We start from the raw sequence: 23,455 nt of genomic DNA, 5'->3' as shown, positions 1-23,455 counted from the left end.
CGGTAGCGCGGGGGTGAAGGCAGGAGTGCTGGACCGGCGCACTTCGCCGGCCTGGTCGAGCCCGGCGTGGCGGGCCACGAGGGCAGCGGCATAAACCGGGGCCATCGCCGCGGCCCGGTCGCGAGGCAGGCGCAAACGGGGGCGCGTAGCCTCTGCCAGGTGATCAACCTGGCCTACGAGGACAACGGCTCCGGCGATCCGGTGCTGTTCATCGCCGGCACCGGGGGGGCCGGCCGCACCTGGCACATCCATCAGGTCCCGGCCTTCCAGGCCGCCGGCTACCGCTGCATCACGTTCGACAACCGTGGCATCGGCGCGACCGAGAACGCCGGTGGCTTCACCGCCGAGCAGATGGTCGACGATACCGCCGACCTCATCGAGCAGGTGGTCGGCGGTCCGACCCGGCTGGTGGCCATGTCGATGGGCGCCTATATCGCCCAGGAGCTGATGTTGGCCCGGCCCGATCTGGTCAGTCAGGCAGTTCTGATGGGCACCCGCGGGCGGTTGGACCGCACCCGGCGCTCCTTCCGCGCCGCCGACGTCGAACTGACCAAGGCGGAGATCCAGGTGCCACCGGCCTACGCTGCCAAAGTGCGTGTGCTGGAGAACTTCTCACCGAAGACGATCAACGACGAGAAAGCCATCGGGGACTGGATGGAGATGTTCACCGCGTTCCCGATCAAACGCACCCCCGGCCTGCGGGCTCAGCTTGAGGTCTACCCCAAGGAGAACCGGCTGCCCGCCTATCGCTCCATACCGACCGACGTGCTGGTGATCGGGTTCGCCGACGACGTGCTAACCCCGCCCGCGTTGGGCCGGGAGGTAGCCGAGGCACTGCCCTACGGGCGCTATGTGCAGATCGGGCACACCGGGCACCTCGGCTTCCTGGAACGGCCCGACACCGTTAACAGCGCGATGCTGGACTTCTTCGCGGGCTCGCTGGTCTGAGCGCTTTTGGGCGTCAATACGCGGCTGTGACACGCTGTAGTGGTGAACCCATCGACGGCTCAGGCCCGCGTCGTCGTCGACGAACTGATTCGCGGCGGCGTCCGCGATGTCGTGCTGTGCCCCGGCTCACGTAACGCTCCGCTGGCCTTCGCGTTGGCCGACGCCGACCGGGCCGGTCGGCTGCGGTTGCACGTCCGCATCGACGAGCGGACCGCCGGATTCTTGGCCATCGGCCTGGCGGTGGCCGAACGCGCTCCGGTCTGCGTGGCCATGACCTCAGGCACTGCGGTGGCCAACATGGGGCCGGCCGTCGTCGAGGCCAACTATGCCCGGGTGCCGCTGATCGTGCTGTCGGCCAATCGCCCGTACGAGCTGCTCGGCACCGGCGCCAACCAGACCTTCGAACAGCTGGGTTACTTCGGCACCCAGGTGCGTGCGTCGATCAGCCTCGGCTTGGCCGAGAACTCCGCGGAGAAGGTCGACTCACTCAACGCGCAGTGGCGCTCGGCCACCTGCCGGGTGATCGCCGCGGCCACCGGGGCGCGCACCGCCAACGCCGGGCCGGTGCAGTTCGACATCCCGCTGCGCGAGCCGCTGGTACCCGCCGTCGAACACGCGGGCGCCGGGTCCGGGTTCCCACCCGGTCGGCCCGGCGGCAAGCCCTGGACCTACACGCCGCCGGTCACGTTCGACCAACCGTTGGAAATCGACCTGACCCCCGACACGGTGGTCATCGCTGGGCACGGCGCCGGTGTCCACCCCAACCTCGCGGGTCTGCCGACTGTTGCGGAGCCAACCGCCCCGCATGCCTCGAACGCCCTGCACCCGCTGGCCCTGCCACTGCTGCGGCCCCGCCAAGTCATCATGCTGGGCCGCCCGACATTGCACCGGACGGTGTCGGCGCTGCTGGCCGACCCGTCGGTGCCGGTCTACGCCCTGACCACCGGCCCGCGCTGGCCGGATGTGTCCGGCAACTCGCAGGCCACCGGCACCCGAGCCGAGACCCACGGCACCCCGGATCCTGCGTGGCTGCACCGCTGCGCGGAGGTCAATCGGCATGCGCTGACGGCGGTGCGCGAGCAACTGGCGGCTCATCCGCTGACCACCGGGCTGCACGTCGCTGCGGCGGTGTCCGATGCGCTGCGCCCCGGTGACCAGTTGGTGCTCGGCGCGTCCAACCCGGTGCGCGACGTCGCGCTGGTGGGGCTGAACACCGACGGGGTGAAGGTCCGCTCCAATCGCGGCGTGGCCGGCATCGACGGAACGGTGTCGACGGTGATCGGCGCGGCTCTGGCCCATGATCCGGGCCGGACGGTGGCGCTGCTCGGGGATCTGACATTCGTCCACGACAGCTCCGGGTTGCTGATCGGGCCGACCGAGCCGACACCGAAGAACCTCACGATCGTGGTCTCCAACGACAACGGCGGCGGCATCTTCGAGTTGCTGGAGCAAGGCGATCCGCGATTCTCCGACGTGTCGTCGCGGGTCTTCGGCACCCCGCACGACGTCGACGTCGGCGCGCTGTGCCGGGCCTATCACGTCGACGCGGGACAGATCGAGGTCGACGATCTCGTCGCGGTCCTCGACGAGCCGTACGAGGGAATGCGCGTGCTGGAGGTCAAGGCCGACAGGTCCTCGCTGCGGCAGCTGCACGCCGCGATCCGGGCGGCGCTGTGATCGGCAGGCTTCTCGCCCTGCTGCAAGCTCTGCTGCGACCCGCGCTACCCTGGCGCGATCCCGATGCTGTCGACACACCGCGCCGGAAAGTGTTGCGCTGGAGCAAGTGTGCGGTGTGGATCCTCATCGGCCTGGTGACGTTGCAATCCATCCTGCTGGTGGCCGGCGCCTGGCGAAACGACCGCGAGATCGAACGCAACATGGGCGTCGCGCAGGCCGAGGTTCTCTCCGCAGGCCCGCGACGGTCGACCATCGAGTTCGTCACCCCGGACCGGGTCACCTACCGGCCCGAACTGGGAGTGCTCTACCCGTCGGAGCTGGCCGAGGGGATGCGCATCTACGTCGAGTACGACAAGAGCGACCCGGATCTAGTCCGGGTGCAGCACCGTACCGCGGCGCTGGCCATCATCCCGGCCGGCTCGATCGCGGTGGTGGCCTGGCTGGTCGGCGGGCTGGTGCTGGCCGCGCTCGCGATGCTGGAGCGCCGTCTGAATCAGGAGGACATCAACTTGGACAGCCAGTTGTCGTCGTAGATGTCGAGGATCTTGTCGCGCTTGATGTCGTAGACCGTGGGGGTGCCGGTGTTGATCGGGTCGAGTTCGTAGAGGTACTCGAAGTTGGTGTCGGCCATCTCTTTGAGGTTCACCGCGGGCTTGCCCGCCCGGATCGCCTCGACCGCGGTCGCGGCCACCCCGCTGTCGCGGGCCATCGCCGCCATGTCCTCGCCGCCGGGTCCGCGTCCACCCGGATCCTGGTGTCCCCACAGCTTTTGCACGAACGACTGGAACGCCGTGGCCGACGTGCCGGGCCCAGCGGCCAGGAACAGCGCGTTGCTCACCCGGTCGGAGTAGCCGCCGGGCTTGGCGTCGTAGAAGGTCAGTGGCCGATAGGTGATGGTCAGCTGGCCGAAGTCCAGGTAGGTGGCAAGCCGGTCGCCGAAGTCCTTCTGCAGATCCGCGCAGTGGCTGCACTGCGGTTCGGTGTAGATCTCGATGTGCACGGGCGCGTTCGGGTCGCCGGCCACGATCCCGTAGCCGTCCTTGCTCACCGCGGTGCCGGGTCCGTGCGGATCCATCTCTGCCGCACCGGCGATATCCCTGCTGCACCCGGTAATCAGAACCACCACGGTCACCACAAGCGCCGACCAGTACCGCATGCTGGCACCGTACCTGCGGTACCAGTTCCTCACCAGGAGTTCCAGTGGACGAAGCCGGACGGATCGGCACGGGGCGCCGGGCGAAATGACGTGCCCGTCGTGTAGGCGACCGGGGTCAGTGCGGCCTGCACCACCCGGTCGTAGGGAATGCCGAGCAGCTCGGCCATCTCGTGTTCGTAGCTGAGATGACATGTGGTCCAAGCGGTTCCGATGCCGCGTTCCCGGGCCGCGAGCATAAAGCTCCACAGCGCGGGAAGCACCGACCCCCACGCTCCTGCCTGGCCCCGTACGGTCGTCAGCTCCTCGCGCCCGTCCACGCGGACCCCGGCGATCAGTAGGGTCGGCACATCCTGCAGTACAGCGGCGAGGCGGTCGACGCTATCTGCGATCCTGGACCACTCGTCGCCGCTGAGCGGTGTGCGGCTGCCCGCGGTCGGTGCCACGCCGGTCGGGGTAATCAAGCCCCTGCGCCATACGTCGGCGACCTTCGCGCGCAGGACCGGGTCGTCGACGATCACAAAGTCCCAGCGCTGCCGGTTACGCCCGCTGGGAGCCTGGGTGGCGATGCGCACGCACTCGCCGACGATCTCCCGCGGGACCGGCCTGCTGATGTCGAGCCGCCTGCGCACGGCGCGGGTCGTGGTCAGCACGTCGTCGGCGCTCAACCCTAGGTGATGCATGACGGGCACAACACAAAACTGCCTGCGCGCTAATCCCCTGGGGCATCCACACCAGTTTTTCGTGTCGCGTACGCCTTGGCGCAACCTTGCTGACAGGCGCCGCTGTCACGCTCGTGACGTGCGCGTTGCGATTGTCGCCGAATCTTTCCTGCCCAACGTCAACGGGGTCACCAACTCGGTGCTGCGGGTATTGGAGCATCTTCGCCGCACCGGTCATGAAGCGCTGGTCATCGCTCCCGACACCCCACGGGGAGAACCGTCGGCCGACAAGGTCTACGACGGGATCCGGGTGCATCGGGTGCCGTCGCGGATGTTCCCGAAAGTGACCTCGCTGCCGCTGGGGGTCCCGCGGCCGAGGATAGTGGGGGTGCTGCGCGGGTTCGACCCGCACGTCGTGCATCTGGCGTCACCGGCGCTGCTCGGCTACGGCGGCCTGCAGGCCGCGCGCTACCTCGGGGTGCCGACGGTGGCTGTCTTCCAGACCGACGTCGCCGGGTTCGCCGAGAGCTACGGCATGGGTGTGGCATCCCGAGCCGCGTGGGCCTGGACGCGTCATCTGCACTCCCATGCCGACCGTACCCTCGCGCCGTCGACCGCGGCCATGGAAGATCTTGCTGCCCATCGTATTCCGCGGGTCCATCACTGGGCTCGGGGTGTCGACGTTACGGGCTTCGCGCCGTCGGCGCGCGACGGTGAACTGCGGCGGCGCTGGTCGCCGCAGGGTAAGCCGATCGTCGGTTTCGTCGGGCGGCTGGCTCCGGAGAAGCATGTGGAGCGGCTGGCGGTGCTCGAGCGCCGCGACGATCTGCAGCTGGTGGTCGTCGGTGACGGTGTCGACCGCGACAAGCTGCGGGCCCTGTTGCCGTCGGCGGTGTTCACCGGCGCGCTCTATGGTGAGCAGCTGGCCGCCGCCTACGCGAGCATGGACGTCTTCGTCCACCCTGGCGAGCACGAGACGTTCTGCCAGGCGGTGCAGGAAGCGATGGCCTCCGGCCTGCCCGTGGTGGCGCCGAACGCGGGTGGCCCACGCGACCTGGTGGCCCCGTACCGCACCGGATTGTTGCTCGCCGTCGACGAATTCGAGGCGCGCCTGGAACAGTCCGTCGAGCATCTACTCGACGAACGCGCCCGCTACTCGGTGGCTGCCCGGCGCAGCGTGCTCGGCCGTACCTGGCCGGCGATCTGCGAGGAACTACTCGGCCACTACGAAGCGGTTCGCCTCGAGGGTCGGCGGCGCAACCGCGCGGCGTGAGGGTGGAAGTTCACTGAATTCTTGCTGAGAAGCCTTCCCATCCTCTGTGAGCAGGAGCACACTAAAACTCAAGGGGGAGAAGCGGAAACAGCTCGTCTGTCAATTTTCACCACAACACTCCAAGACGGGGGCGTCTGATGAGCGATGCATCGTTTCGCCAAGATCTCCACGACTTTGCCATCGAGTTACGCCGGCTGGCCTACACGATGCCCGCCGGGCACGAGGATCGGCTGATCCACCTCAGTGAACGGATGGCATCGCGTGCGCGCCAACTCTCGAAGGTCGACGCGCACGCGATGTAATTAGCCCTGAGCCTCCACGGCGACCGGTTGCCACTGCTCCCAGTTCGCCAGGCGGCTCTCGTAGTCGGCGCGGGCCGTCTGCAATGGGGACTCGCCGAAGAACACCCGCAGCGGCGGCTGTTCGGCGTCGACGACCTTCATGATCGCTCGCGCCGATGCCGCCGGATCGCCCGGCTTGGCCCACCGCTGCGCGCGGCTCTCAGCGACCTTCTTGTGTAGCTCGGCGTAGTCGGGTAACTCCGAGGACGTCGTGGACGACGAGCCCGCCCAGTCGGTGTCGAAGCCGCCCGGCTCGATCAGCGTCACGTGCACACCGAAGGGGGCGACCTCCTGTGCCAAGGCCTGGGAGAAGCCCTCCAGCGCCCACTTCGAGGCGTGGTAGATGCCGACCAGCGGGAACGCGCTGATCCCGCCGATCGACGACACCTGGATGATGTGTCCGCTGCCTTGTGTCCGCAGGAACGGCAGCGCGGCCTGCGTCACCCACAGGGCGCCGAACAGGTTGGTCTCCAGCTGAGCGCGAGCCTCGGCCTCGGTGAGTTCCTCGATGAAGCCGAAGTGGCCATAGCCGGCGTTGTTGACCACGATGTCGAGCCGGCCGAAGTGGTCGTGGGCCTGCTTGACCGCCGCGAAGTCGGCGGCGCGGTCGGTCACGTCGAGCTGGATCGGCAGGATCGCCGCGCCGTACTTGTCGACCAGATCGGCCAGGCTCTCGGTGTTGCGCGCGGTGGCGGCGACCTTGTCACCGCGCTCGAGAGCCCCGATCGCCCACTCCCGGCCGAATCCGCGCGATGTCCCGGTGATGAACCAGATTTTTTCGGTCATGGCTTAACCCAACGCGTCTCCGTGCCGCCCATTCCCGCTCGGGTAGCGTCGGCACCGTGAGTCGCGCGACGCTGGATAAGGACCCCCGCGATGTGGCGTCGATGTTCGACGCCGTGGCGCGCCGGTACGACGTCACCAACACGGTGCTGTCCCTGGGTCAGGATCGCACCTGGCGGCGGGCCACCCGATCGGCCCTGGACGTCGGACCCGGTGACACGGTGCTGGATCTGGCCGCCGGCACGGCGGTGTCGACGGTCGAGTTGGCCAAGTCGGGCGCGTGGTGTGTGGCCGCGGACTTCTCGGTGGGCATGCTGATGGCCGGCGCCGCGCGCCCGGTGCCCAAGGTGGCTGCCGACGCGACCAAGCTGCCCTTCGGCGATGGCGTATTCGACGCGGTGACCATCAGCTTCGGCCTGCGCAACGTCGTCGACCACACGGCTGGTCTGCGGGAGATGGCGCGCGTGACCCGCCCGGGTGGACGGCTTGTGGTGTGTGAGTTCTCTACCCCGGTGGTTCCGGTGTTCTCGACCGTCTACAAGGAGTACCTGATGCAGGCGCTGCCTCGGGTGGCCCGCGCGGTGTCGAGCAACCCGGAGGCCTACGTCTATCTGGCCGAGTCCATCCGGGCCTGGCCGGACCAGGCCGCGCTGGCGCAGCAGATCCGCGACGCCGGCTGGGGACAGGTGCGCTGGCGCAACCTCACCGGCGGCATCGTCGCCCTGCACGCTGCGGTCAAGCCCTAGCCCGTCGCGGAAATCGCTAGCGGCCCGCGTCGGCCAACACCTGATGGCCGGCGTTGTAGCCCGGGATGAACGTGATGCCCGGTCCGCCGTGGCAGCCCGCACCGCCGAGATAGAGCCCCTCGATCGGGATCGGCTCGTCGATGAAGCCCTTGGGTCCCGGCCGGTTCGGGCCCATCAGCTCCGGCTGCAGCAGACCGTGGCAGAAGTCGCCGTTGGGTGCACCGAACATCGTGTTCATGTGGTATGGCGCGAACGTGATGTCCCGGATCAGGATGTCTTTGAAGTTCGGCGCGAACCGGGTGATCTTGTCGACAACCTGTTGAGCCATCAGCGTTTTCAGATGACCATGCTGCTCGCGCGGCGCCTCGATCGGGAAGGCGTAGGCGTACGCGCTGGCCGCGTGCTTGCCTTCGGGGGCCATCTCCGGATCCCCGACGGTGGGGATCTGTATGGACAGCGCAGGGTTCGCTGGGACGGTACCGAAGCGGCAGTTGTCCCACTGCCGCTGCTGCTCCTCCGGTGAGCCGAACATGCCCACCGACATCTGCATGCCAGGCTCGTTGAGGAAGTCGTAGGGGGCTGCGTACTGGGGCAGCCCGTCGAGGGCGAAATGGATCTGCATGAACGACGCCCGGTGGTCGCGCCCGGCCATCCTGGTCACCAGCGACGACGGAAGATGCTCGGCACCAACGAGATCCAGCAGTGTGGTGTCCGGGGCCAAATTCGACACCACGATCGGAGCAGTGATCACCTCGCCGTCCTTGAGGCGGACCCCGGTGACGCGGCCGTCCTCGACCAGGATCTGTTCGACCTTGGTGCGGTAGCGCATCTCGCCGGCTTCCTCGGTGTAGAGCGCTTTGAGGTGCTCGGCCAGCACGCCGATGCCGCCCTTGAGTTTGGTGGTCATCTGGCCGCCCTCTTCGGGGATGGCCAGGGCAAACGCCAAACACGTTGCGCTGCCTGGGGTATACGGCCCGCGGTAGGTGGAGTTCACCGCTAAGAAGGCCAGCATGCCGCGGATCACGGCATGCTTGTCCTTGTCCGGAAGGAAGCGGTCGATGACGTCCATCGCGGAGCCGAACAGCATCTCGTGGATCGCGCGGCGCTCGTTCTCGTCGGCGGCGCAGGCGTACATTTCGTCGATGGTTTTCGGCAGCGCCAGGGCGTCGAAGCGGCCCAGCGCCTTTCGCGGACCGGTGCTCCAGGCGTATAGGTTGGCCATCGCCATCACGGCGTCCATGCCGTGCTTCTCGTTGAGATGGGTCATCATCGCCATCGGGTCGTTGTGGAAGATCATCGCTTCCTCGCCGTGTTCACCGATGTTGACCGACATGACGTCGTTCTCGATGGTCGGCAGGGTGTCCAGCCCGAGTTCGGAGTTGATCTTCGGTGCGGTGGGGAAGCGCACGGAGCCGGCGATCTCGTACTTGAACCCGTCGATGAGCTCCACGGTGGCCGACATGCCGCCGCTGTAGGTGTTGGCCTCCACGCACAGGGTGCGCAGACCGGCGCGCTGCAGCACCACGGCGGCCGTCAGGCCGTTGTGTCCGGCGCCGACGATGATCGCGTCGTAATCAGTCATGCGCGGGAGCCTAGCCCCAAGCAGGCAATGTTTTGTCAAAATTGTCATTACGGACGGTGTGCGGCCCTGGGCCGTCGTTCAGTGAGCGGCGACGCTGCGAATCGGCGGTCGATCGCAGACGTCAACGCTCACTCAACACGTCAGCTGAACGGTTTGCGCCGATCGAGAATCCGCGACCCTGACCCCGCTGTGCGCCACACCCGTGCCACCCAATCTGCGTCCTCGTCGGTGACCAGATTGCCCATCACTCGGACGGCTACCGCCATCAGGTGCGACGAGCGCATGGCTACCGGTCCGGTCAGCGGTAGAAAGCGGGGCAGCGTCAGCAGCAACCCGAGGCGCCGCGCCACCGAGAAGCCGCGCCCGTAATGGCTCTGCAGCACCGATGGCCAAGCGGTGGTGAGGTCGGCCGCGCCCAGCATCTCCACCGCCAGCCGCCCGGTTTCCAACCCGTAGTCGATGCCCTCGCCGTTGAGTGGGTTCACGCACGCCGCGGCGTCGCCGATCAGCAGCCAGTTCGGCCCCGCCACACCGGATACCGCCCCGCCCATCGGCAGCAGGGCCGAGGCCACCGCCCGGGGAGCGCCCTCGAAGCCCCACTCCTCGCGCTTGAGGTCGGCGTAGTGCTTGATCAGCGGGCGCAGCGCCACGTCAGCGGGTCGCTTGGCGGTGGCCAGCGCTCCGACGCCGATGTTCACCTCGCCGTTGCCGAGCGGGAAGATCCAGCCGTATCCGGGCAGCACCTGCCCCGCTCCGGCTCGATTGCCGGCGGGCGAACGCAGTTCCAGATCCGAGGAGATCCACGGTTCGCCGGAGCGCGGCGAGGCCAGGTACCCCCGTGCCGCGACGCCGTAGACCGTCTCCTGATGCCACTGCCGACCCAGCACCCGGCCGAACGGTGATCGGGCCCCGTCGGCGACGATCAGCCACCGGCACCGCACTTCGGACCCGTCGGCCAGCACCACCGCTTCCACCCGGCTCCGCACATCTCGGGACACGTCAACGGCTTTCACGCCCAGCAGCATCGCGGCACCGGCGTCTTCGGCGACCTTGCGGATCCGGTCGTCGAGTTCGGTGCGGGGAACCGCCGAGCCGGTCCCGGGGAACGATGGGCCGGGCCAGGGCACCTCGATGTCGGCGCCGAAGCCCGACAGCCGCAGTCCCCGGTGGCGGATGTGGCCGGCGAGCCACTCATCGAGCCCGAGGCGCTGCAACTCCAGCACCGCGCGGGGGGTCAGGCCGTCACCGCAGGCCTTGTCCCGGGGAAACTCGGCGGAGTCGACGACCAGCACGTCGTGGCCGCTGCGGGCGGCCCAGGCGGCCGCCGACGAGCCCGCCGGGCCTGCCCCGACGACGACCACATCGCACTGCGCCGAATTCCCGGGTCGGTGCCCTCCTGCCCACCGGTAGTCCATGCCCCCAGTATGTTGGCAGGGTGAGGACTCCGGCGACGGTGGTGGCAGGGGTGGACTTCGGGGACCCGGAGTTCGCCCAGAGTGTCCGCGACGGGGTGGCCCGGGTCGAAGAGCTCATGAGCACCGAACTGCGTGGCGGTGACGAGCTGATGACCGAGGCCGTCGTGCACCTGTTCGAGGCCGGCGGTAAGCGGTTCCGGCCCCTGTTCACGGTGCTCTCGGCGCAGATCGGGCCCGAACCGGACGCCTGGCAGGTCACGGTGGCGGGTGCTGTCATCGAGATGGTGCACCTGGCCACGCTGTACCACGACGACGTCATGGACGAGGCGCAGATGCGCCGCGGTGCGCCCAGCGCGAATGCTCGCTGGGGCAACAACATCGCGATCCTGGCCGGCGACTACCTGTTCGCCACGGCCTCGCGCCTGGTGAGCCGGTTGGGCCCCGAAGCGGTGCTGATCATCGCCGAGACGTTCGCGCAGCTGGTGACCGGCCAGATGCGGGAGACCAAGGGTGCCGCGCAGAACATCGACCCGATCGAGCACTACCTGAAGGTGGTGTACGAGAAGACGGCCTGCCTCATCGCGGCATCGGGCCGGTTCGGTGGCACGTTCTCCGGTGCCACCGACGACCAGATCGAGCGGCTGAGCCGGCTCGGCGGCATCGTCGGTACGGCGTTCCAGATCTCCGACGACATCATCGACATCGACAGTGATCCCGACGAGTCGGGCAAGCTGCCCGGCACCGACCTGCGGGAGGGCGTGCACACGTTGCCGGTGCTGTATGCCCTGGCCGAGACGGGCCCGGACGCCGACCGGCTGCGGGAGTTGCTCGCGGGCCCGGTCGAAGACGACGATGCGCTGGCCGAGGCGCTGGGGCTGCTGCGTAGCGGCGCCGGGCTTGCCAGGGCGAAAGCCACCGTCGAGCGGTACGCCGCCCAGGCCGGTGAAGAGCTGGCAGGACTGCCGGACGTTCCAGGGCGGCGGGCGCTGGCCTCGCTGGTGGATTACACGATCAACCGGCACGGTTGACACGCGGTTTGCGGAACCTGCCGGTTGGTGCCGGGCGTTAATGTCGCGGAGAGTGCGTCGCTCGTAGGAGGAATACTCGATGACCTGGCATCCGACCGCCAACACGTTCAAGACGTTCATGCTGCTCGTCGGAATGTCGACGTTGATCGTGTTCATCGGATCGCTGTTCGGCCGCAACGTGATGTTCCTGGCGCTGATCTTCGCGCTCGGGATGAACGCCTACGTGTACTTCAACTCCGACAAGATGGCGCTGCGTGCCATGCATGCCCAGCCGATCACCGAGGTGCAGGCCCCGCAGATCTATGCCATGGTGCGCGAGCTGGCGACCACCGCACACCAGCCCATGCCGCGGCTCTACATCAGCGACACGGCCAACCCCAATGCGTTCGCCACCGGCCGAAACCCGCGCAACGCCGCGGTGTGCGTGACCACCGGCATCCTGAACCTGCTCAGCGAGCGAGAACTGCGAGCAGTGCTCGGCCACGAGCTGTCCCACGTCTACAACCGCGACATCCTGATCTCGTGCGTGGCCGGCGCGCTGGCGTCGGTGATCACCGCACTGGCCAACATCGCGATGTTCGCGAGCATGTTCGGCGGCAACAACCGTGACGGTGGCGCCAATCCCTTTGCGCTGCTGCTGGTTTCGCTGCTCGGTCCGATCGCCGCGACGCTGATCCGGCTCGCCGTGTCGCGTTCGCGCGAGTATCAAGCCGACGAGTCCGGGGCGGAACTGTCCGGTGACCCGTTGGCGCTGGCGTCGGCGCTGCGCAAGATCAGCGGCGGGGTGGAGCAGGCTCCGCTCCCACCGGAGCCGCAGCTGGCCGACCAGGCCCACCTGATGATCGCCAGCCCGTTCCGCTCGGGGGAGAAGATCGGGAAGTTGTTCTCCACGCACCCGCCGATCCCGGACCGGATCGCCCGGCTGGAGAAGATGGCCGGACGCTGACCCGCTGACCGGGGCTCACATCCCTGCAACGGTTGCCTTGGTGGCGATGACGATCCCGGCCTGAGGCAGCGCGCGCAGCTGGCGTGGGACCCGCATTGCGGTAACGAACCGGGCAGCTTCGACCGAAGGACCGGGAAAGTGCAAACGCGCGCCGTATGCGGCGCTTACGTAGGGTGTGGACATGGCGAGCAGAATCCTGATCGGCCTGCTGAGCGTGGCGGGAGCAGCGGCGATCGGCGTGCCGGGCACGGCCTGGGCCGATCCTTCTCCCGCGCCGGCCCCGGCACCGGTGCTTCCGAACGTGAACGCCTACACCCCGATCAGCCCGGTGGACTACACCACGATGGGCGGAAACTGGTACGCGTTCGCCGGCCCGCCCGGTGTCACATGCGTGATCAACAGGCAGAACACCAGCTATGGCTGCAGCGGCCCGCTGCCCGGCGCCCCGGACGGGGCCAACCTGGTCAGCGGCGGGGCATCCGGCGAACCGGGCTTCTCCAGCACGGGTGGGCCGATCTTCTCCGCTGCCGGCGAGGTCAAGCCGCTGCCGCCGAACACCCGGTTGAACTTCCGGGAGATCACCTGCGGCGTCGACGGTGGCGGGGCGGTGGCCTGCGTCAACACCCACGACCAGGTCGGGTTCGTCGTCGGGCCGACGGCGACGTTCACCTCCGGGCCCAGCCCGATGCTGGACCGGCCGGAGGGCTCTAACCCGCTGTTCCCGTCGTTCCCCGGGTAGTCGGCGGCTGGTTAGAAGCCCGCGCCGTAGACCTCGTGGCCGGGCTTCTCGGCGACCAGGCCACGGTAGGCCTGCTCGACGGTGGACCCGTGGTTGATGACGGCGTCGACTTCGCGGGCGATCGGCATGCTGAGTCCGAACTTCTCGGCGAACTCCATGATCACGCTGGCCGCTTTGACGCCTTCGGCGACCTGGTTCATCGACTCGATGATCTCTTCGATGGTCTTACCGGAGCCGAGCTGTTCGCCGACGTGGCGGTTGCGGCTGCGCTTGGAGGTGCAGGTGACGATCAGGTCGCCCATGCCAGCCAAGCCGGCGAAGGTGTCGCGCTGGCCGCCGATGGCCTCCCCGAGCTTGGACATCTCCCGCACGGCGCGGGCCATCACCATGGCGCGGGTGTTCTCGCCGATGCCCAGTGAGTAGCCCATGCCGACGGCGATGGCGTAGACGTTTTTCAGCGCGCCGGCCATCTCCACGCCGATGACATCGTCGGTGGTGTAGACCCGGAATCGCTTGGTGCGGAACATCTTCGCGAGGTGGGCGGCGAGATGTTGGTCGGGCATGGCCAGAACGGCGGCGGCCGCGTAGCCGTCGGCGACCTCGCGGGCGATGTTGGGGCCGGCCAGAATGCCGGCCGGGTGGCCGGGCAGGACCTCTTCGACGATCTGGCTCATCCGCATGTTGGTGCCCTGCTCGAGGCCCTTGACGAGGCTGACGACCGGCACCCAGGGGCGCAGCTCTTTGCTGAGTTCGATGAGGACGCCCCGGAAGCCGTGGCTGGGGACCCCCATGACGACGACGTCGGCGCAGTTGGCGGCTTCACTGAAATCGGTGGTGGCGCGCAGGGTTTCCGACAGCTCGACATCGTCGCCGAGGTAACGGGAGTTGCGGTGGTTCTCGTTGATGTCCTTGGCGGTTTCCTCCGAACGCACCCATTGCAGGGTCGGCCCGCGGCGGGCGCAGATGGATGCGACGGTGGTGCCCCAGGACCCGCCACCGAGCACGACGACGTTGGGTTCGCGGCGATCAGGTGTCATGGCGTTCAGGGTATTGCCGACACCCCGGTGTTCACATGGAGTTCGTCGAGTTCGGCAACTGCGATGCGACGTCCCGCAGCGCCTGGGCGTTGTCCTGCTCGGTGGTTTGGAAGTGGGTGGCGCTGGTGTGCATGCCCTGGGCGTGATCACCGATCTTGGCGACCAGCTCGGTGGTGCGGGTGTTCCACTTGGCGACGCGGTTGGCCAGGGCCTGGGACGACTTGCCGGCCCAGCCGCCCTGTGCGCCGGAGATGCGGGTGCCGGCGGTGGTGTGGCTGGCGTGCAGATCGTCACCGTGGCCGGTGACCTTGGTTGCCGACTGGCGCAGGGCGTCGAGGTCGACGGAGAGCTTTGCAGGCATGTGTGTCCTCCAGAACGCGATATCACCAGTGATACCGCGTTTCGGAAGAGCTGTCACGTCACCTAGGAGGGACCCGCCGCGGGCCAGCCGGGGTAGGGCGGCAGGGTGGGGTAGTCCGAGCGTGGATGCTTATTCCGCCAGAGGAATGTTCGCCGCTCTTTGGGGTCCGGTGCTCGGTCTCGGCAGGCCTGGGCATCAGCCTCGCGCGTCGGCCACTGGGGAGTGTCCCTCTGGATGTCAACCAAACGTCCGCTGATCTGGGCGCCATTGAAGATGTCGGTCGTCGGTGCGGCCGCCGGGCCACGCTGTGCTGAGGGTGGTTGGCTTGTCATCACGATCTTCATCCAGATCGTGCCGACGCCGTCATCCTCGAAGTTCGAATCATGTCCATAGGAGCCGTCGCCAAGGTCGAACCCGACACCGTAAGCAAAGTCGCATACTACGGCGACTGTCGTTTCGCCTGAGTTGTCCACTCGCAGTATGTGATCCTTGTTGGTGCCCACCAAGGGATACTTCACTGGATAGTTGGTATCAGGCCAGGGGTCGTCGGAAGCTGGCTCACCGCTCGACTGCTTCGCGGGCAGGGCTCGACTGAATCCTGGATACGCAACGTCGAGTGTGCCCATGCTGCTGGCGAGAAAGTACGACTCGATATAGGCCCGCACGACTACCGCCGGACCGGTAGTCAGATCAATACCCGGCTCGGCACTCCACACCATGCGCACGTCACCAGTCAAGCCTTTCCATGGATCTGGCAGTGGAGGTGAAACCGGCGCACCCTTGACGTGTTCGGTGCATGAAGTCAACAGAACCGCAGCTCCGAGTAGGGCGAATACTCGGCGAGCCGCTTGAGACGCCCGATAGGTCACACTCAACTCCAAGGGTGCGGGTTTTTGATGATGTCGTTGTACGTGTCTTTCTCCATTCCGACGGTAGGCACATTATCTGCGCCGACGATCGACGCGAGGGCCTGCCGGATCGCGGTGTTGTATTGGGCTTCACTCAGTACCTGGCCGCGGGCTTGCGCGGCATACTCTGCGTACGTCGAGATATGCGATCCGCCGGTTGCATGATCTTCAATGAATCCAGGGGGCAGGTCGACCGCAACCCCATTCGCATGCAACCCATTGAGAACCGCTCGATCGGCGTCGAATTCCGTCATATTCGGGTACAGAGCGGCTTGTGCTGTTGCGCTCGGTGCGGCACCGATGATGTCGGACTTCAACGCAGAACCAAGCGCCTCGACACCGAGCGCCCCGGCAGGGCCGGCCGGCGTCGCGTCGGCCCCAGCGCTCAAGACGTTGACGGCCATGTCGTAGGCGGCCGATTTGGACGCGTACGCTTCAGCCGCTCGCAGATCGGTGTTGACGCCCTTGGCATCCAGCGCGTTATTGGTGCCGACGTCGACCAACGCCCGCATCGTGTCGGCCTCCTGCATGCGAGTGTTGTCCAGCACGGAACCGGGTAGGCCGTCGGCGATGCCCTTCGCATAGCTGTTCTGGTCACGCAGGATCTCTTCATAAGCCTTGCCGTCGAAGAACTTCGCCGCTTCCGGGTCGGTGTTGAGCACCGAGAACAGTCCTTTGGCTTTGGGCATCAGATCGTTGCCCTGTGAGGCTGCGTCGTCGAGATCTCCGAAGAACTGGCTCAGCGCGTTGTGCTCACCGGCGATGTTGGGCACATACGGTGCCAGGCCGTGCGCGAAGCCTTGGACCAACTTCGGGTTGATCTCACCGAGTGTGTGGTGGCCGGGCATGTCGAGTAAGCCTTTGGCTTGGTCGCCAAGGAAATTCGCATAGGTGTGCGCCGTCGCACCGGCGATCTGAGCCTCTGAACTCGGCGCGTGACCGGTCCAGTCGAACACCTTGGCCACCGCAGCACCGCCATCAGTCCAGTGGTTGTTGGTGGCGTACGAGAGGAACTCGTTGGGCTTCATATCGGCAAGCAGGGGGTTGTGCACGGCGTTCACCAACTCGCTGTCCACAATGTGGTCGGGGCTTCCCGCTTCGAACAGCTGCTGTGACAACGGATTCAGCAGCGCAAAGTTCGGATCGTTCAACATCTGTCCGAACCGCTGTTCGTCCGTCGACACCCGCATCAGATCGGTGGCTCGGCCCATCAGACCCCGGTCGACATCCGTTCCGTGCTGAAAGTGCGAATCCCCGTCGTGCACAATCCCGGCGATCATGCTCAGGTCTTTGCCGTGGTCAAGCCATCCGTCGCTGAAGGTCGTCTGCTTCAAGGCATCTTGGACGCTGGTGGGTAGCTGATCGAAGCCGCCGCGAACGCTGGAGTTCAAATCGGTCTGCGCGCCCGGCTTCAGTTCGGTCTTGGGGAAATTGATTTTAGGATTGCTCATCAGCTGCCACGAGTTACCGACCATGTCCTTTTGGTCACCCAGCCGCTGCTCAGCGGTCTGCAGCGCGTCCACCGACATACCGTGTTCCTGCGCCTGTAGCTGGCTGAGCACGGCGCCCTGCTCGGGGGTCAGCGGAACCCCCGCTTGCTGTGCCTCGGTGATGCTGTCCAGCACACCGTTGACGCGGGCTGCAGCCCCCTTGTCGCCGGCGAGCGCATCGTGGACCACCTTCTCGGCGTCCTCCGGAGCCACCCAGTGATCGGAGAGTTGCTCGTTCACCTCATCGGCCGACTTGTGACCGTCGGCGCCGTCGATGGCGGCGGCCAGATCCGCGTCGGCTTGGTCGGCGCGTTGCAGCAGCCGGTGCACTTCCTCGCAAATCACCTGGTAGTTGTGCTCTTGGATCGCCGCCTCGTCGGGGTCCGAGGACCTTACGTAGGTGACGGTCCCAGCCACGGGGTCGATCGTCATGCCCGCGGCGGACGCCTCCTGCTGGAGGTGTTGCCAGTCGGACTTGATCGACCGGATCTCGGTCTCGGCGGCCTTGGCCGCCTTGGCGACGGCATCGAGTTCGTCGGCGTGCAGGTTGAGGTCACGGCGGATATCGGAGTTGGCCGACACCGCGGCGTCGTGGGCTTTGCCCTCCCACGGGACGGCGTTGATCACCTGGCCGAGGCCGTCGGAAGTCAACCGGGTCGATTCCGAGTGGTCGGTGACTGCGGAGAACACGGCGTGGATCGCGTCGGGATCCCACTTGTCCAGCTCGGCCAACGACATCCCCACGGCGCCCTCCCTCCGTTTGCTGGCCGCCTTGTCAGAATTTAGCGTGCCGTCGCGCCTCCGTCACTTCACCTGCTGAAATAGCTGGTGAGAGCGCACGCCGGAGGATGGCTTGATGCCCATCTTCGGGCGACAACCGACGTTGCCCGCTCACGTGATGGGCAAAGACGAGGCGTTGGTCGCGGATCAGCCCGCGACGCGCGCAGGGGTCGCGATTCGCCCGAACGTCATGTCTTCGTCGACCTTGGCCATGAAGTTGTGGTCGATGGCGTCGGCAAGGTAGTTCTGCCGAACCACCCACGGCCGCTTGGTCCCTGACTTCGGCAAGGCGTGCAGGTTGCGCAGCACATAGCTGGCCTGCAGGTCCCAGGTCGGCTTCTCGGCGATCGGCTCACCCCCGAGATGCGGGTAGGCGTGCGTGTAGCCGTGGGTGTCCATGTACGCGATCAGCTTCGCCGCTGCCCGCGCGGTCATGTCGGCACGCAACGTCCACGACGCATTGGTGTAGCCGATGCACCAGATCAGGTTGGGCACGTCCTCGAGCATGTGGGCCTTGTAGGAGAACCGGTCTTGCGGCTTGATTTCGTTGCCGTTCACCGTGATTCGTACCCCGCCTAGCGCCTGCAGCTGCAGGCCGGTGGCGGTGACGACGATGTCGGCGTCGAGGTGCTGACCCGACTTCAGCGCGATTCCGGTCTCATCGAAGTGGTCGATGTGGTCGGTGACCACCTCGGCGCGGCCGTCCTTGATAGCGTCGAACATGTCGCCGTCGGCGACCAGGCACAGCCGCTGGTCCCACACGTTGTAGCGCGGCTTGAAGTGAACATCCACCGGATAGCCCGCAGGCAGCCGGCTGGCGTTCTGCGCCCGGATCAACCGTCGGGCCAGCCCAGGAGCGGTGCGCGCCAAGAACCAGACCACACTTTCGAATGCCACCGCGAAGTATCGGGCGAAAGCATGGGAGATCCTGCGGGGCAGCACCTTTCGCACCGCTTCGATCAGCGGGTTGACCCGTGAGCCAGCAAGCAGGTAGGTCGGTGAGCGCTGCAGCATCGTCACCTTGGCAGCCTTCTGCGCCAGCGCCGGGATCAGCGAGACCGCGGTGGCACCGCTGCCGATGACGACCATCTTCTTGCCCGTGTAGTCCAAGTCTGCGGGCCAGAACTGCGGGTGCACGACGGTGCCAGTGAACCTTCCGAGCCCGGGGAACTCCGGGGTGTAGCCCTCGTCGTAGTTGTAGTAACCCGAGCCGAAGAACACGAAGCGCCCGCGATAGGTCTTGGCGACACCATCCTCGGTAACGTGCACCGTCCACGTGTCGGTGGTCGAGTCCCAATCGGCGGAGTGCACGTGGGTGTTGAAGCGGATGGCCGGCAGGATGCCGTGCTTGCGGGCCGTGTCCTGCATGTACTCGCGGATGTGGTCGCCGTCGGCCACGCCCTCCTTGCGGACCCACGGCTCCCACGGCCAGGACAGGCTAAAGATGCTGGAGTCCGAGCGCACCCCGGGATAGCGGAACAGGTCCCAGGTGCCCCCGATGCGGTCCCGGCGTTCGAGGATCACGTACCGCGCCCGCGGGTTGCTTTCGTGGATGCGGTAGGCCGCCCCGATCCCGGAAATACCGGCGCCGATGATGACGACGTCGTAGGAGCCGCCGTCCTGCTCGGCGGGCACGGGTGCGGTCTCGGGGGTGGCGGTCATCGCTGTCCTCGCTTCAACGCGGCGGTGGTGATGCTCACCACACTAGGCACTGACCGGTTGGTCGAGCGAGGACTTCGGCTAGGAGCTGCTACCGGTAGTTGACGAACTGCAGGGCGACGTCGAGGTCGGCTCCCTTGAGCAGCGCGATGACGGCCTGCAGGTCGTCGCGCTTCTTGGAACTCACCCGGATCTCGTCACCCTGCACCTGCGACTTGACCCCTTTGGGCCCCTCGTCACGGATCAGCTTGTTGATCTTCTTGGCGTGTTCGGAGTCGATGCCCTGCTTCAAGGTGCCGGAGACGCGGTAGGTCTTGCCGCTGGCCTGGGGTTCTCCGGCGTCGAAGGCCTTCATGGAGATGTCGCGACGGACCAGCTTCTCCTTGAAGACGTCGACTGCGGCCTTGACGCGCTCCTCGGTGGAGCTCACGATCTCGATCACCTCCTCGCCCTTCCAGGCGATGGTGGTGTCGGTGCCGCGGAAGTCGAACCGGGTGCTCAGTTCTTTCGCCGCCTGGTTCAACGCATTGTCGACCTCCTGGCGGTCAACCTTGCTCACGATGTCGAACGATGAATCCGCCATTGGACTCGTGTCCTCCTCGGTTGTGATCGGCCGGTTTGTGTTCGGGGTACATCCTCGTTGTACCCTGCTACTCGCACCAAACGGGAACCCCGGCGGGTGCGACCCCCGGCAGGTTGCCCGAGCGGCCAATGGGAGCGGACTGTAAATCCGTCGGCGAAAGCCTACACAGGTTCGAATCCTGTACCTGCCACGCTGGTCAGGCCCCCTCGTTGAGGGGGCTTGTCTTGTTCCACGGTGGAAATTGTCACGAATTGTCACAAGCCGCAAGGAAGTCTGCGCCAGCGTCGCTTGCTAGGTGTCCCATCCGACCAGCGGATGGCACATCCCAGATATGTGAATCGCCGAGTAGTTGACGAATGAACGTGGGCCGCACGGACGGTGCGTTTTCGATTCTTTCGAATTACCATGGTGGTGTGACTGCGACAGCTGAACACACGATTTTCCCGGCCGATACCGACCGGGATCTAGCTGCGCTACTCGTCGCCCTGGAAGCGGCGTCGCCTCTGGCGATCGAAACGACCGACGGTCAGTCGTTTCCGTTGACGCCTGAGCTGAGAGCAGTGCTGACTCATGCAGTCCATGCACTAGCTGGTGGGCAAGCAGTCACCTTGGAGCCGCAACGCGTCGTGTTGTCGACGCAAGAAGCCGCGGACCTTCTCGGAGTATCTCGACCCACGCTGGTGAAACTGCTCAAAGCCGGCACGATTCCATACACGCAGCCGGGCCGGCATCGCCGGGTGCAGCTCACCGATCTTCTGGCCTATCAGGAGCAGGTCCGTCATCAACGGCGCACCACGCTCGACGCGATGAACGCTGAGGCGGCCGCCGACGACGCGTACGGCCGACTGGGCGAGTTCGGGGAGACGCGCTGACTCGTGTCCCGAATACGGGTGGTCCTCGATGCGTGTGTTCTGGTGCCCTACCAACTCGCCGACCTGCTGCTCCGAATCGCTGACGCCGAGCTGTTTGAACCCTTGTGGTCGGACGATCTCCTGTCCGAAGTCGAGCGAAACATCGTCAAGCTGGGAGTTGAGCCCGGCAGAGCCGCCCGCCGCATCGCGCAGATGGCATCAGCGTTCCCGAACGCGAACGTGGCTGGCTTCGAAGATCTCGTGCCGGCGATGACCAATGATCCGAAAGACCGCCACGTCGCGGCAGCAGCTGTTCGTGGCGGGGCTGCGCTCATTGTCACCGCTAACACCCGTGACTTCCCGCCGGAATCCTTGGCGCACTACGACATCGAAGTCGTCCACCCTGACGATTTCTTGCAAGACCAGTTGGATCTTGAGCCCGCCTCAGTACTGGCGTGCCTCCAGCAGCATCGGCAGGCGTATACCCGTCCACAATTCACCATCACTGAGTACTACCTCGGCCTTGAGCGGACCGTGCCCACGTTCGCACGGGCAGCGATACAGGCTGAGTTACGCCAGGCTGGCCACCAGCCGGGCGATCCACTGCCATTGGAGATGCGCAGCGGAGAGGAAGCCTTTAAAGCGTTCTTCCCAGAGGGCCAACCCACACCTAACGTGCCGCTTGGCGCGGCGTTCATCTGGTGGCAGGCGCTGACGGACACAGCTGAATTTCTCGATGTTTTGCGCGCTCTGACCGTCGATCCCCGCCTATGGGGCGACTACAGCCAAGCCGAAGAGATGCTGCGCGACCATGCCATCATGCAGTTCGTCGAGCGGTGCCCTGGCGACGATGGCATCGCTTACGTCAAGTTCATGCCAGAAGCTGAACACGCCGCGGTTGCATTCGCCGCCATGCCGATTTACGACGCAAGAATTCTGACTCTTGTTCGCGGCCCTGACGGGGTCTGGCGGGCTTGGGGACTCGGCGTGAGTCACTTTCCTTCGGCGGCTGAAGTAAGAGGCCGGTGACGTTCTGCTCCACCCGGCCCTGATGTCGAGGTGATCAGTGCGCCTGAGTGCCGTTCTCGACGACTCTCTCGAAACTCCTTGCCGCCGCTGCGAGCGCTTCCGGCTGCGAATGAACGTATGCCGCCATCGTCAAAGACTTCGAAGCGTGACCCAGCCACGCAGAAATCAGCGCAATCGGGACATCCGGGCCTGCTGAAGGATTCTGTGACAGTTGGTTAGGCGGCCTGGTTGGCCGTCTGGGTCATGATGGCTTCGAATTCGATGGGGGTCAATCGGCCCAAGCGGGCTTGCCTTCGACGGCGGTGGTAGGTGCGTTCTATCCACGTGACGATCGCGATGCGGAGGTCATCGCGGGTGGGCCAGCGTTGGCGGTCGAGGACGTTGCGTTGCAGCAGAGAGAAGAAGCTTTCCATGGCGGCGTTGTCCCCGGCGGAGCCGACCTGTCCCATGGAGCCGAGCATCTGATGGCGCCGTAGCGACCGCTGGAGTTTTCGGGAACGAAATTGGCCGCCCCTGTCGGTGTGCAACGTGCAACCAGCGACTGTGCCGCCGCGGCGGGCTACGGCGGACTCGATCGCGTCAACGGCCAATTGTGAGGTCATCCGCTCAGCGATGGAGTATCCGACAATTCGGTTGGACCACACGTCCTTGACCGCACACATGTAGACCTTGCCCTCAGCGGTCGGGTGCTCGGTGATATCACTGAGCCACAACCGATTTGGTCCCAGCGCAGTGAACTTGCGACGCACCAGATCCTCGTGCGCCGGGGCGCCAGGTAAGCCCTTGCGGCCGCGACGTCTCTTGCCGAACGCACACCACCATTGGTTGATCGAGCAGATCTTCCACACCGTACGTTCACTGACGTTGTGGCCGGCGGCGCGGACCTGATCGAACAACAGCCGGTAACCGAACTCAGGATCCTCGCGGTGGGCGTCGAAGATCGCATTCGCCAAATGCGCCTCGTCGTACTCGGCGTCGGTGACTGGACACGACAGCCAGGCGTAATAGTGCTGGCGGTGAAGCTTCAAGACCCGACACGAGACCGCCACCGGCACCCGGATCGGGGCACCGGCTGCGGCCAGCTCCTTCACGAGCGGGTAGAGCCTTTTCCCGGTAGCGATCCTCGCGCCAGATAGGCCGCCGCCTTGCGCAAGACCTCGTTCTCTTGCTCTAGCAGGCGATTGCGCCGCTTGAGCTCTCGGTTCTCTCGCAGCACATCCGGGGCTGCGACCGACTTCGGGCCTTCATCGGCATCAGCCATACGAAGCCACGAATTCAGCGTGGTCTGGTGAATCCCGAAATCGCGAGCGACCTGCTCCACAGACACCCCAGGGCCACGCTCGCGCGCCACCCGCACCACGTCACGGCGGAACTCCTCGGGGTAGGGCTTAGGCACAACGACATCCTTCCAGCCTGACAGCTCGTCAAGCGATTTCAGATGTCACAGATCCGTTCATCAGCCCC

At 66.1% G+C, this 23,455-nt stretch carries 24 protein-coding genes and 1 tRNA gene; 12 read left to right on the top strand and 13 right to left on the bottom strand.

All coding sequences use genetic code 11. From position 1 onward, the window contains the following. Positions 1-159 precede the first annotated feature (159 nt). From ACXDF8_RS24670 to ACXDF8_RS24660, 3 genes are read left to right on the top strand one after another with little or no spacing between them, the layout of a single operon-like run. Positions 160-948 carry an alpha/beta fold hydrolase gene (locus ACXDF8_RS24670; RefSeq protein ID WP_457225897.1) on the top strand — a complete coding sequence of 263 codons (789 nt, stop codon included), beginning with the start codon at positions 160-162 and terminating at the stop codon, positions 946-948. Between the two features lie 42 nt (positions 949-990). Further along, the gene (menD, locus tag ACXDF8_RS24665; protein ID WP_457225896.1) at positions 991-2,625 is read left to right on the top strand and encodes a 2-succinyl-5-enolpyruvyl-6-hydroxy-3-cyclohexene-1-carboxylic-acid synthase; all 1,635 of its coding nucleotides are present in this window, start codon (positions 991-993) and stop codon (positions 2,623-2,625) included. 17 nt (positions 2,626-2,642) lie between these two features. Continuing rightward, positions 2,643-3,158 (top strand): DUF3592 domain-containing protein, encoded by a 516-nt coding sequence (locus ACXDF8_RS24660; RefSeq protein ID WP_457225917.1) that lies wholly within the window; start codon positions 2,643-2,645, stop codon positions 3,156-3,158. On the opposite strand, the gene ACXDF8_RS24655 is transcribed toward ACXDF8_RS24660, so the two are convergent. Together ACXDF8_RS24655 and ACXDF8_RS24650 are read right to left on the bottom strand one after the other, a co-directional pair. Next, positions 3,119-3,781, bottom strand: coding sequence for a DsbA family protein (locus tag ACXDF8_RS24655; RefSeq protein WP_457225895.1), 663 nt, complete (start codon positions 3,779-3,781; stop codon positions 3,119-3,121). The genes ACXDF8_RS24660 and ACXDF8_RS24655 overlap by 40 nt on opposite strands. Before the next feature lie 29 nt (positions 3,782-3,810). Beyond that, the gene (locus tag ACXDF8_RS24650; RefSeq protein ID WP_457225894.1) at positions 3,811-4,461 is read right to left on the bottom strand and encodes a nitroreductase family protein; all 651 of its coding nucleotides are present in this window, start codon (positions 4,459-4,461) and stop codon (positions 3,811-3,813) included. Between the two features lie 118 nt (positions 4,462-4,579). On the opposite strand from ACXDF8_RS24650, the gene ACXDF8_RS24645 reads away from it, so the two are divergent. After that, the gene (locus tag ACXDF8_RS24645) at positions 4,580-5,713 is read left to right on the top strand and encodes a glycosyltransferase family 4 protein (RefSeq protein ID WP_457225893.1); all 1,134 of its coding nucleotides are present in this window, start codon (positions 4,580-4,582) and stop codon (positions 5,711-5,713) included. A gap of 137 nt (positions 5,714-5,850) precedes the next feature. Beyond that, on the top strand, positions 5,851-6,015 hold the full coding sequence (locus tag ACXDF8_RS24640; protein WP_457225892.1) for a hypothetical protein: 165 nt from the start codon (positions 5,851-5,853) through the stop codon (positions 6,013-6,015). Here ACXDF8_RS24640 and ACXDF8_RS24635 read toward each other — a convergent pair whose 3' ends face one another. Continuing rightward, positions 6,016-6,840 carry an SDR family oxidoreductase gene (locus ACXDF8_RS24635; protein ID WP_457225891.1) on the bottom strand — a complete coding sequence of 275 codons (825 nt, stop codon included), beginning with the start codon at positions 6,838-6,840 and terminating at the stop codon, positions 6,016-6,018. A gap of 56 nt (positions 6,841-6,896) precedes the next feature. Between ACXDF8_RS24635 and ACXDF8_RS24630 the strand changes: the two genes are divergently transcribed. Next, positions 6,897-7,583, top strand: coding sequence for a demethylmenaquinone methyltransferase (locus ACXDF8_RS24630; protein ID WP_457225890.1), 687 nt, complete (start codon positions 6,897-6,899; stop codon positions 7,581-7,583). A 16-nt stretch (positions 7,584-7,599) separates the two neighbouring features. On the opposite strand, the gene ACXDF8_RS24625 is transcribed toward ACXDF8_RS24630, so the two are convergent. Next, on the bottom strand, positions 7,600-9,165 hold the full coding sequence (locus ACXDF8_RS24625) for a phytoene desaturase family protein (protein ID WP_457225889.1): 1,566 nt from the start codon (positions 9,163-9,165) through the stop codon (positions 7,600-7,602). A gap of 140 nt (positions 9,166-9,305) precedes the next feature. Next, positions 9,306-10,580, bottom strand: a complete 1,275-nt coding sequence (gene menJ, locus ACXDF8_RS24620) for a menaquinone reductase MenJ (RefSeq protein ID WP_457225888.1) — start codon at positions 10,578-10,580, stop codon at positions 9,306-9,308. A gap of 20 nt (positions 10,581-10,600) precedes the next feature. On the opposite strand from menJ, the gene grcC1 reads away from it, so the two are divergent. Both grcC1 and htpX read left to right on the top strand, forming a co-directional pair. After that, complete coding sequence (gene grcC1, locus ACXDF8_RS24615; RefSeq protein ID WP_457225887.1) at positions 10,601-11,608, top strand: nonaprenyl/(2E,6E)-farnesyl/geranylgeranyl diphosphat synthase; 1,008 nt, start codon at positions 10,601-10,603, stop codon at positions 11,606-11,608. Positions 11,609-11,687: 79 nt separating this feature from the next. Next, positions 11,688-12,554: a zinc metalloprotease HtpX gene (gene htpX / locus ACXDF8_RS24610; protein ID WP_457225886.1), complete on the top strand. Its 867-nt coding sequence runs from the start codon at positions 11,688-11,690 to the stop codon at positions 12,552-12,554. A 15-nt stretch (positions 12,555-12,569) separates the two neighbouring features. Here htpX and ACXDF8_RS24605 read toward each other — a convergent pair whose 3' ends face one another. Then, the gene (locus ACXDF8_RS24605) at positions 12,570-12,737 is read right to left on the bottom strand and encodes a hypothetical protein (RefSeq protein WP_457225885.1); all 168 of its coding nucleotides are present in this window, start codon (positions 12,735-12,737) and stop codon (positions 12,570-12,572) included. On the opposite strand from ACXDF8_RS24605, the gene ACXDF8_RS24600 reads away from it, so the two are divergent. Then, positions 12,736-13,293, top strand: a complete 558-nt coding sequence (locus ACXDF8_RS24600; protein WP_457225884.1) for a hypothetical protein — start codon at positions 12,736-12,738, stop codon at positions 13,291-13,293. The two genes, ACXDF8_RS24605 and ACXDF8_RS24600, sit on opposite strands and share 2 nt — an antisense overlap. 11 nt (positions 13,294-13,304) lie before the next feature. On the opposite strand, the gene ACXDF8_RS24595 is transcribed toward ACXDF8_RS24600, so the two are convergent. The 6 genes from ACXDF8_RS24595 to ACXDF8_RS24570 all read right to left on the bottom strand — a co-directional run bounded on the left by ACXDF8_RS24595 (position 13,305) and on the right by ACXDF8_RS24570 (position 20,111). Next, positions 13,305-14,330 carry an NAD(P)H-dependent glycerol-3-phosphate dehydrogenase gene (locus ACXDF8_RS24595; RefSeq protein WP_457225883.1) on the bottom strand — a complete coding sequence of 342 codons (1,026 nt, stop codon included), beginning with the start codon at positions 14,328-14,330 and terminating at the stop codon, positions 13,305-13,307. Between the two features lie 31 nt (positions 14,331-14,361). Next, a complete protein-coding gene (locus ACXDF8_RS24590; RefSeq protein ID WP_457225882.1) occupies positions 14,362-14,691 on the bottom strand; it encodes a WXG100 family type VII secretion target in 330 nt (109 codons plus the stop codon). A gap of 62 nt (positions 14,692-14,753) precedes the next feature. Continuing rightward, complete coding sequence (locus ACXDF8_RS24585; protein ID WP_457225881.1) at positions 14,754-15,428, bottom strand: hypothetical protein; 675 nt, start codon at positions 15,426-15,428, stop codon at positions 14,754-14,756. Between the two features lie 134 nt (positions 15,429-15,562). Further along, positions 15,563-17,827, bottom strand: coding sequence for a TPR repeat domain-containing protein (locus ACXDF8_RS24580; RefSeq protein ID WP_457225916.1), 2,265 nt, complete (start codon positions 17,825-17,827; stop codon positions 15,563-15,565). A 189-nt stretch (positions 17,828-18,016) separates the two neighbouring features. After that, positions 18,017-19,531, bottom strand: a complete 1,515-nt coding sequence (locus ACXDF8_RS24575; protein ID WP_457225880.1) for a flavin-containing monooxygenase — start codon at positions 19,529-19,531, stop codon at positions 18,017-18,019. An 88-nt stretch (positions 19,532-19,619) separates the two neighbouring features. Further along, entirely contained in the window at positions 19,620-20,111 is a 492-nt protein-coding gene (locus ACXDF8_RS24570; RefSeq protein ID WP_457225879.1) for a YajQ family cyclic di-GMP-binding protein, read from the bottom strand. Positions 20,112-20,218: 107 nt separating this feature from the next. Between ACXDF8_RS24570 and ACXDF8_RS24565 the strand changes: the two genes are divergently transcribed. The 3 genes from ACXDF8_RS24565 to ACXDF8_RS24555 all read left to right on the top strand — a co-directional run bounded on the left by ACXDF8_RS24565 (position 20,219) and on the right by ACXDF8_RS24555 (position 21,991). Further along, positions 20,219-20,301, top strand: a tRNA-Tyr gene (locus ACXDF8_RS24565). Positions 20,302-20,524: 223 nt separating this feature from the next. After that, positions 20,525-20,983 (top strand): helix-turn-helix domain-containing protein, encoded by a 459-nt coding sequence (locus ACXDF8_RS24560; RefSeq protein WP_457225878.1) that lies wholly within the window; start codon positions 20,525-20,527, stop codon positions 20,981-20,983. An 18-nt stretch (positions 20,984-21,001) separates the two neighbouring features. Continuing rightward, positions 21,002-21,991, top strand: a complete 990-nt coding sequence (locus tag ACXDF8_RS24555) for a VapC50 family PIN domain-containing toxin (protein WP_457225877.1) — start codon at positions 21,002-21,004, stop codon at positions 21,989-21,991. A 215-nt stretch (positions 21,992-22,206) separates the two neighbouring features. Here ACXDF8_RS24555 and ACXDF8_RS24550 read toward each other — a convergent pair. Beyond that, a protein-coding gene (locus ACXDF8_RS24550; RefSeq protein ID WP_457224969.1) for an IS3 family transposase occupies positions 22,207-23,387 on the bottom strand; the annotation gives its coding sequence in 2 pieces (ribosomal slippage) (positions 22,207-23,100 and positions 23,103-23,387; 1,179 coding nt in all). Positions 23,388-23,455 lie beyond the last annotated feature (68 nt).

The organism is Mycolicibacterium sp. CBM1 (genome assembly GCF_054073305.1).
Note: the sequence above shows the minus strand (reverse complement) of the source record. Positions and strands in the feature narration are given on the sequence as shown.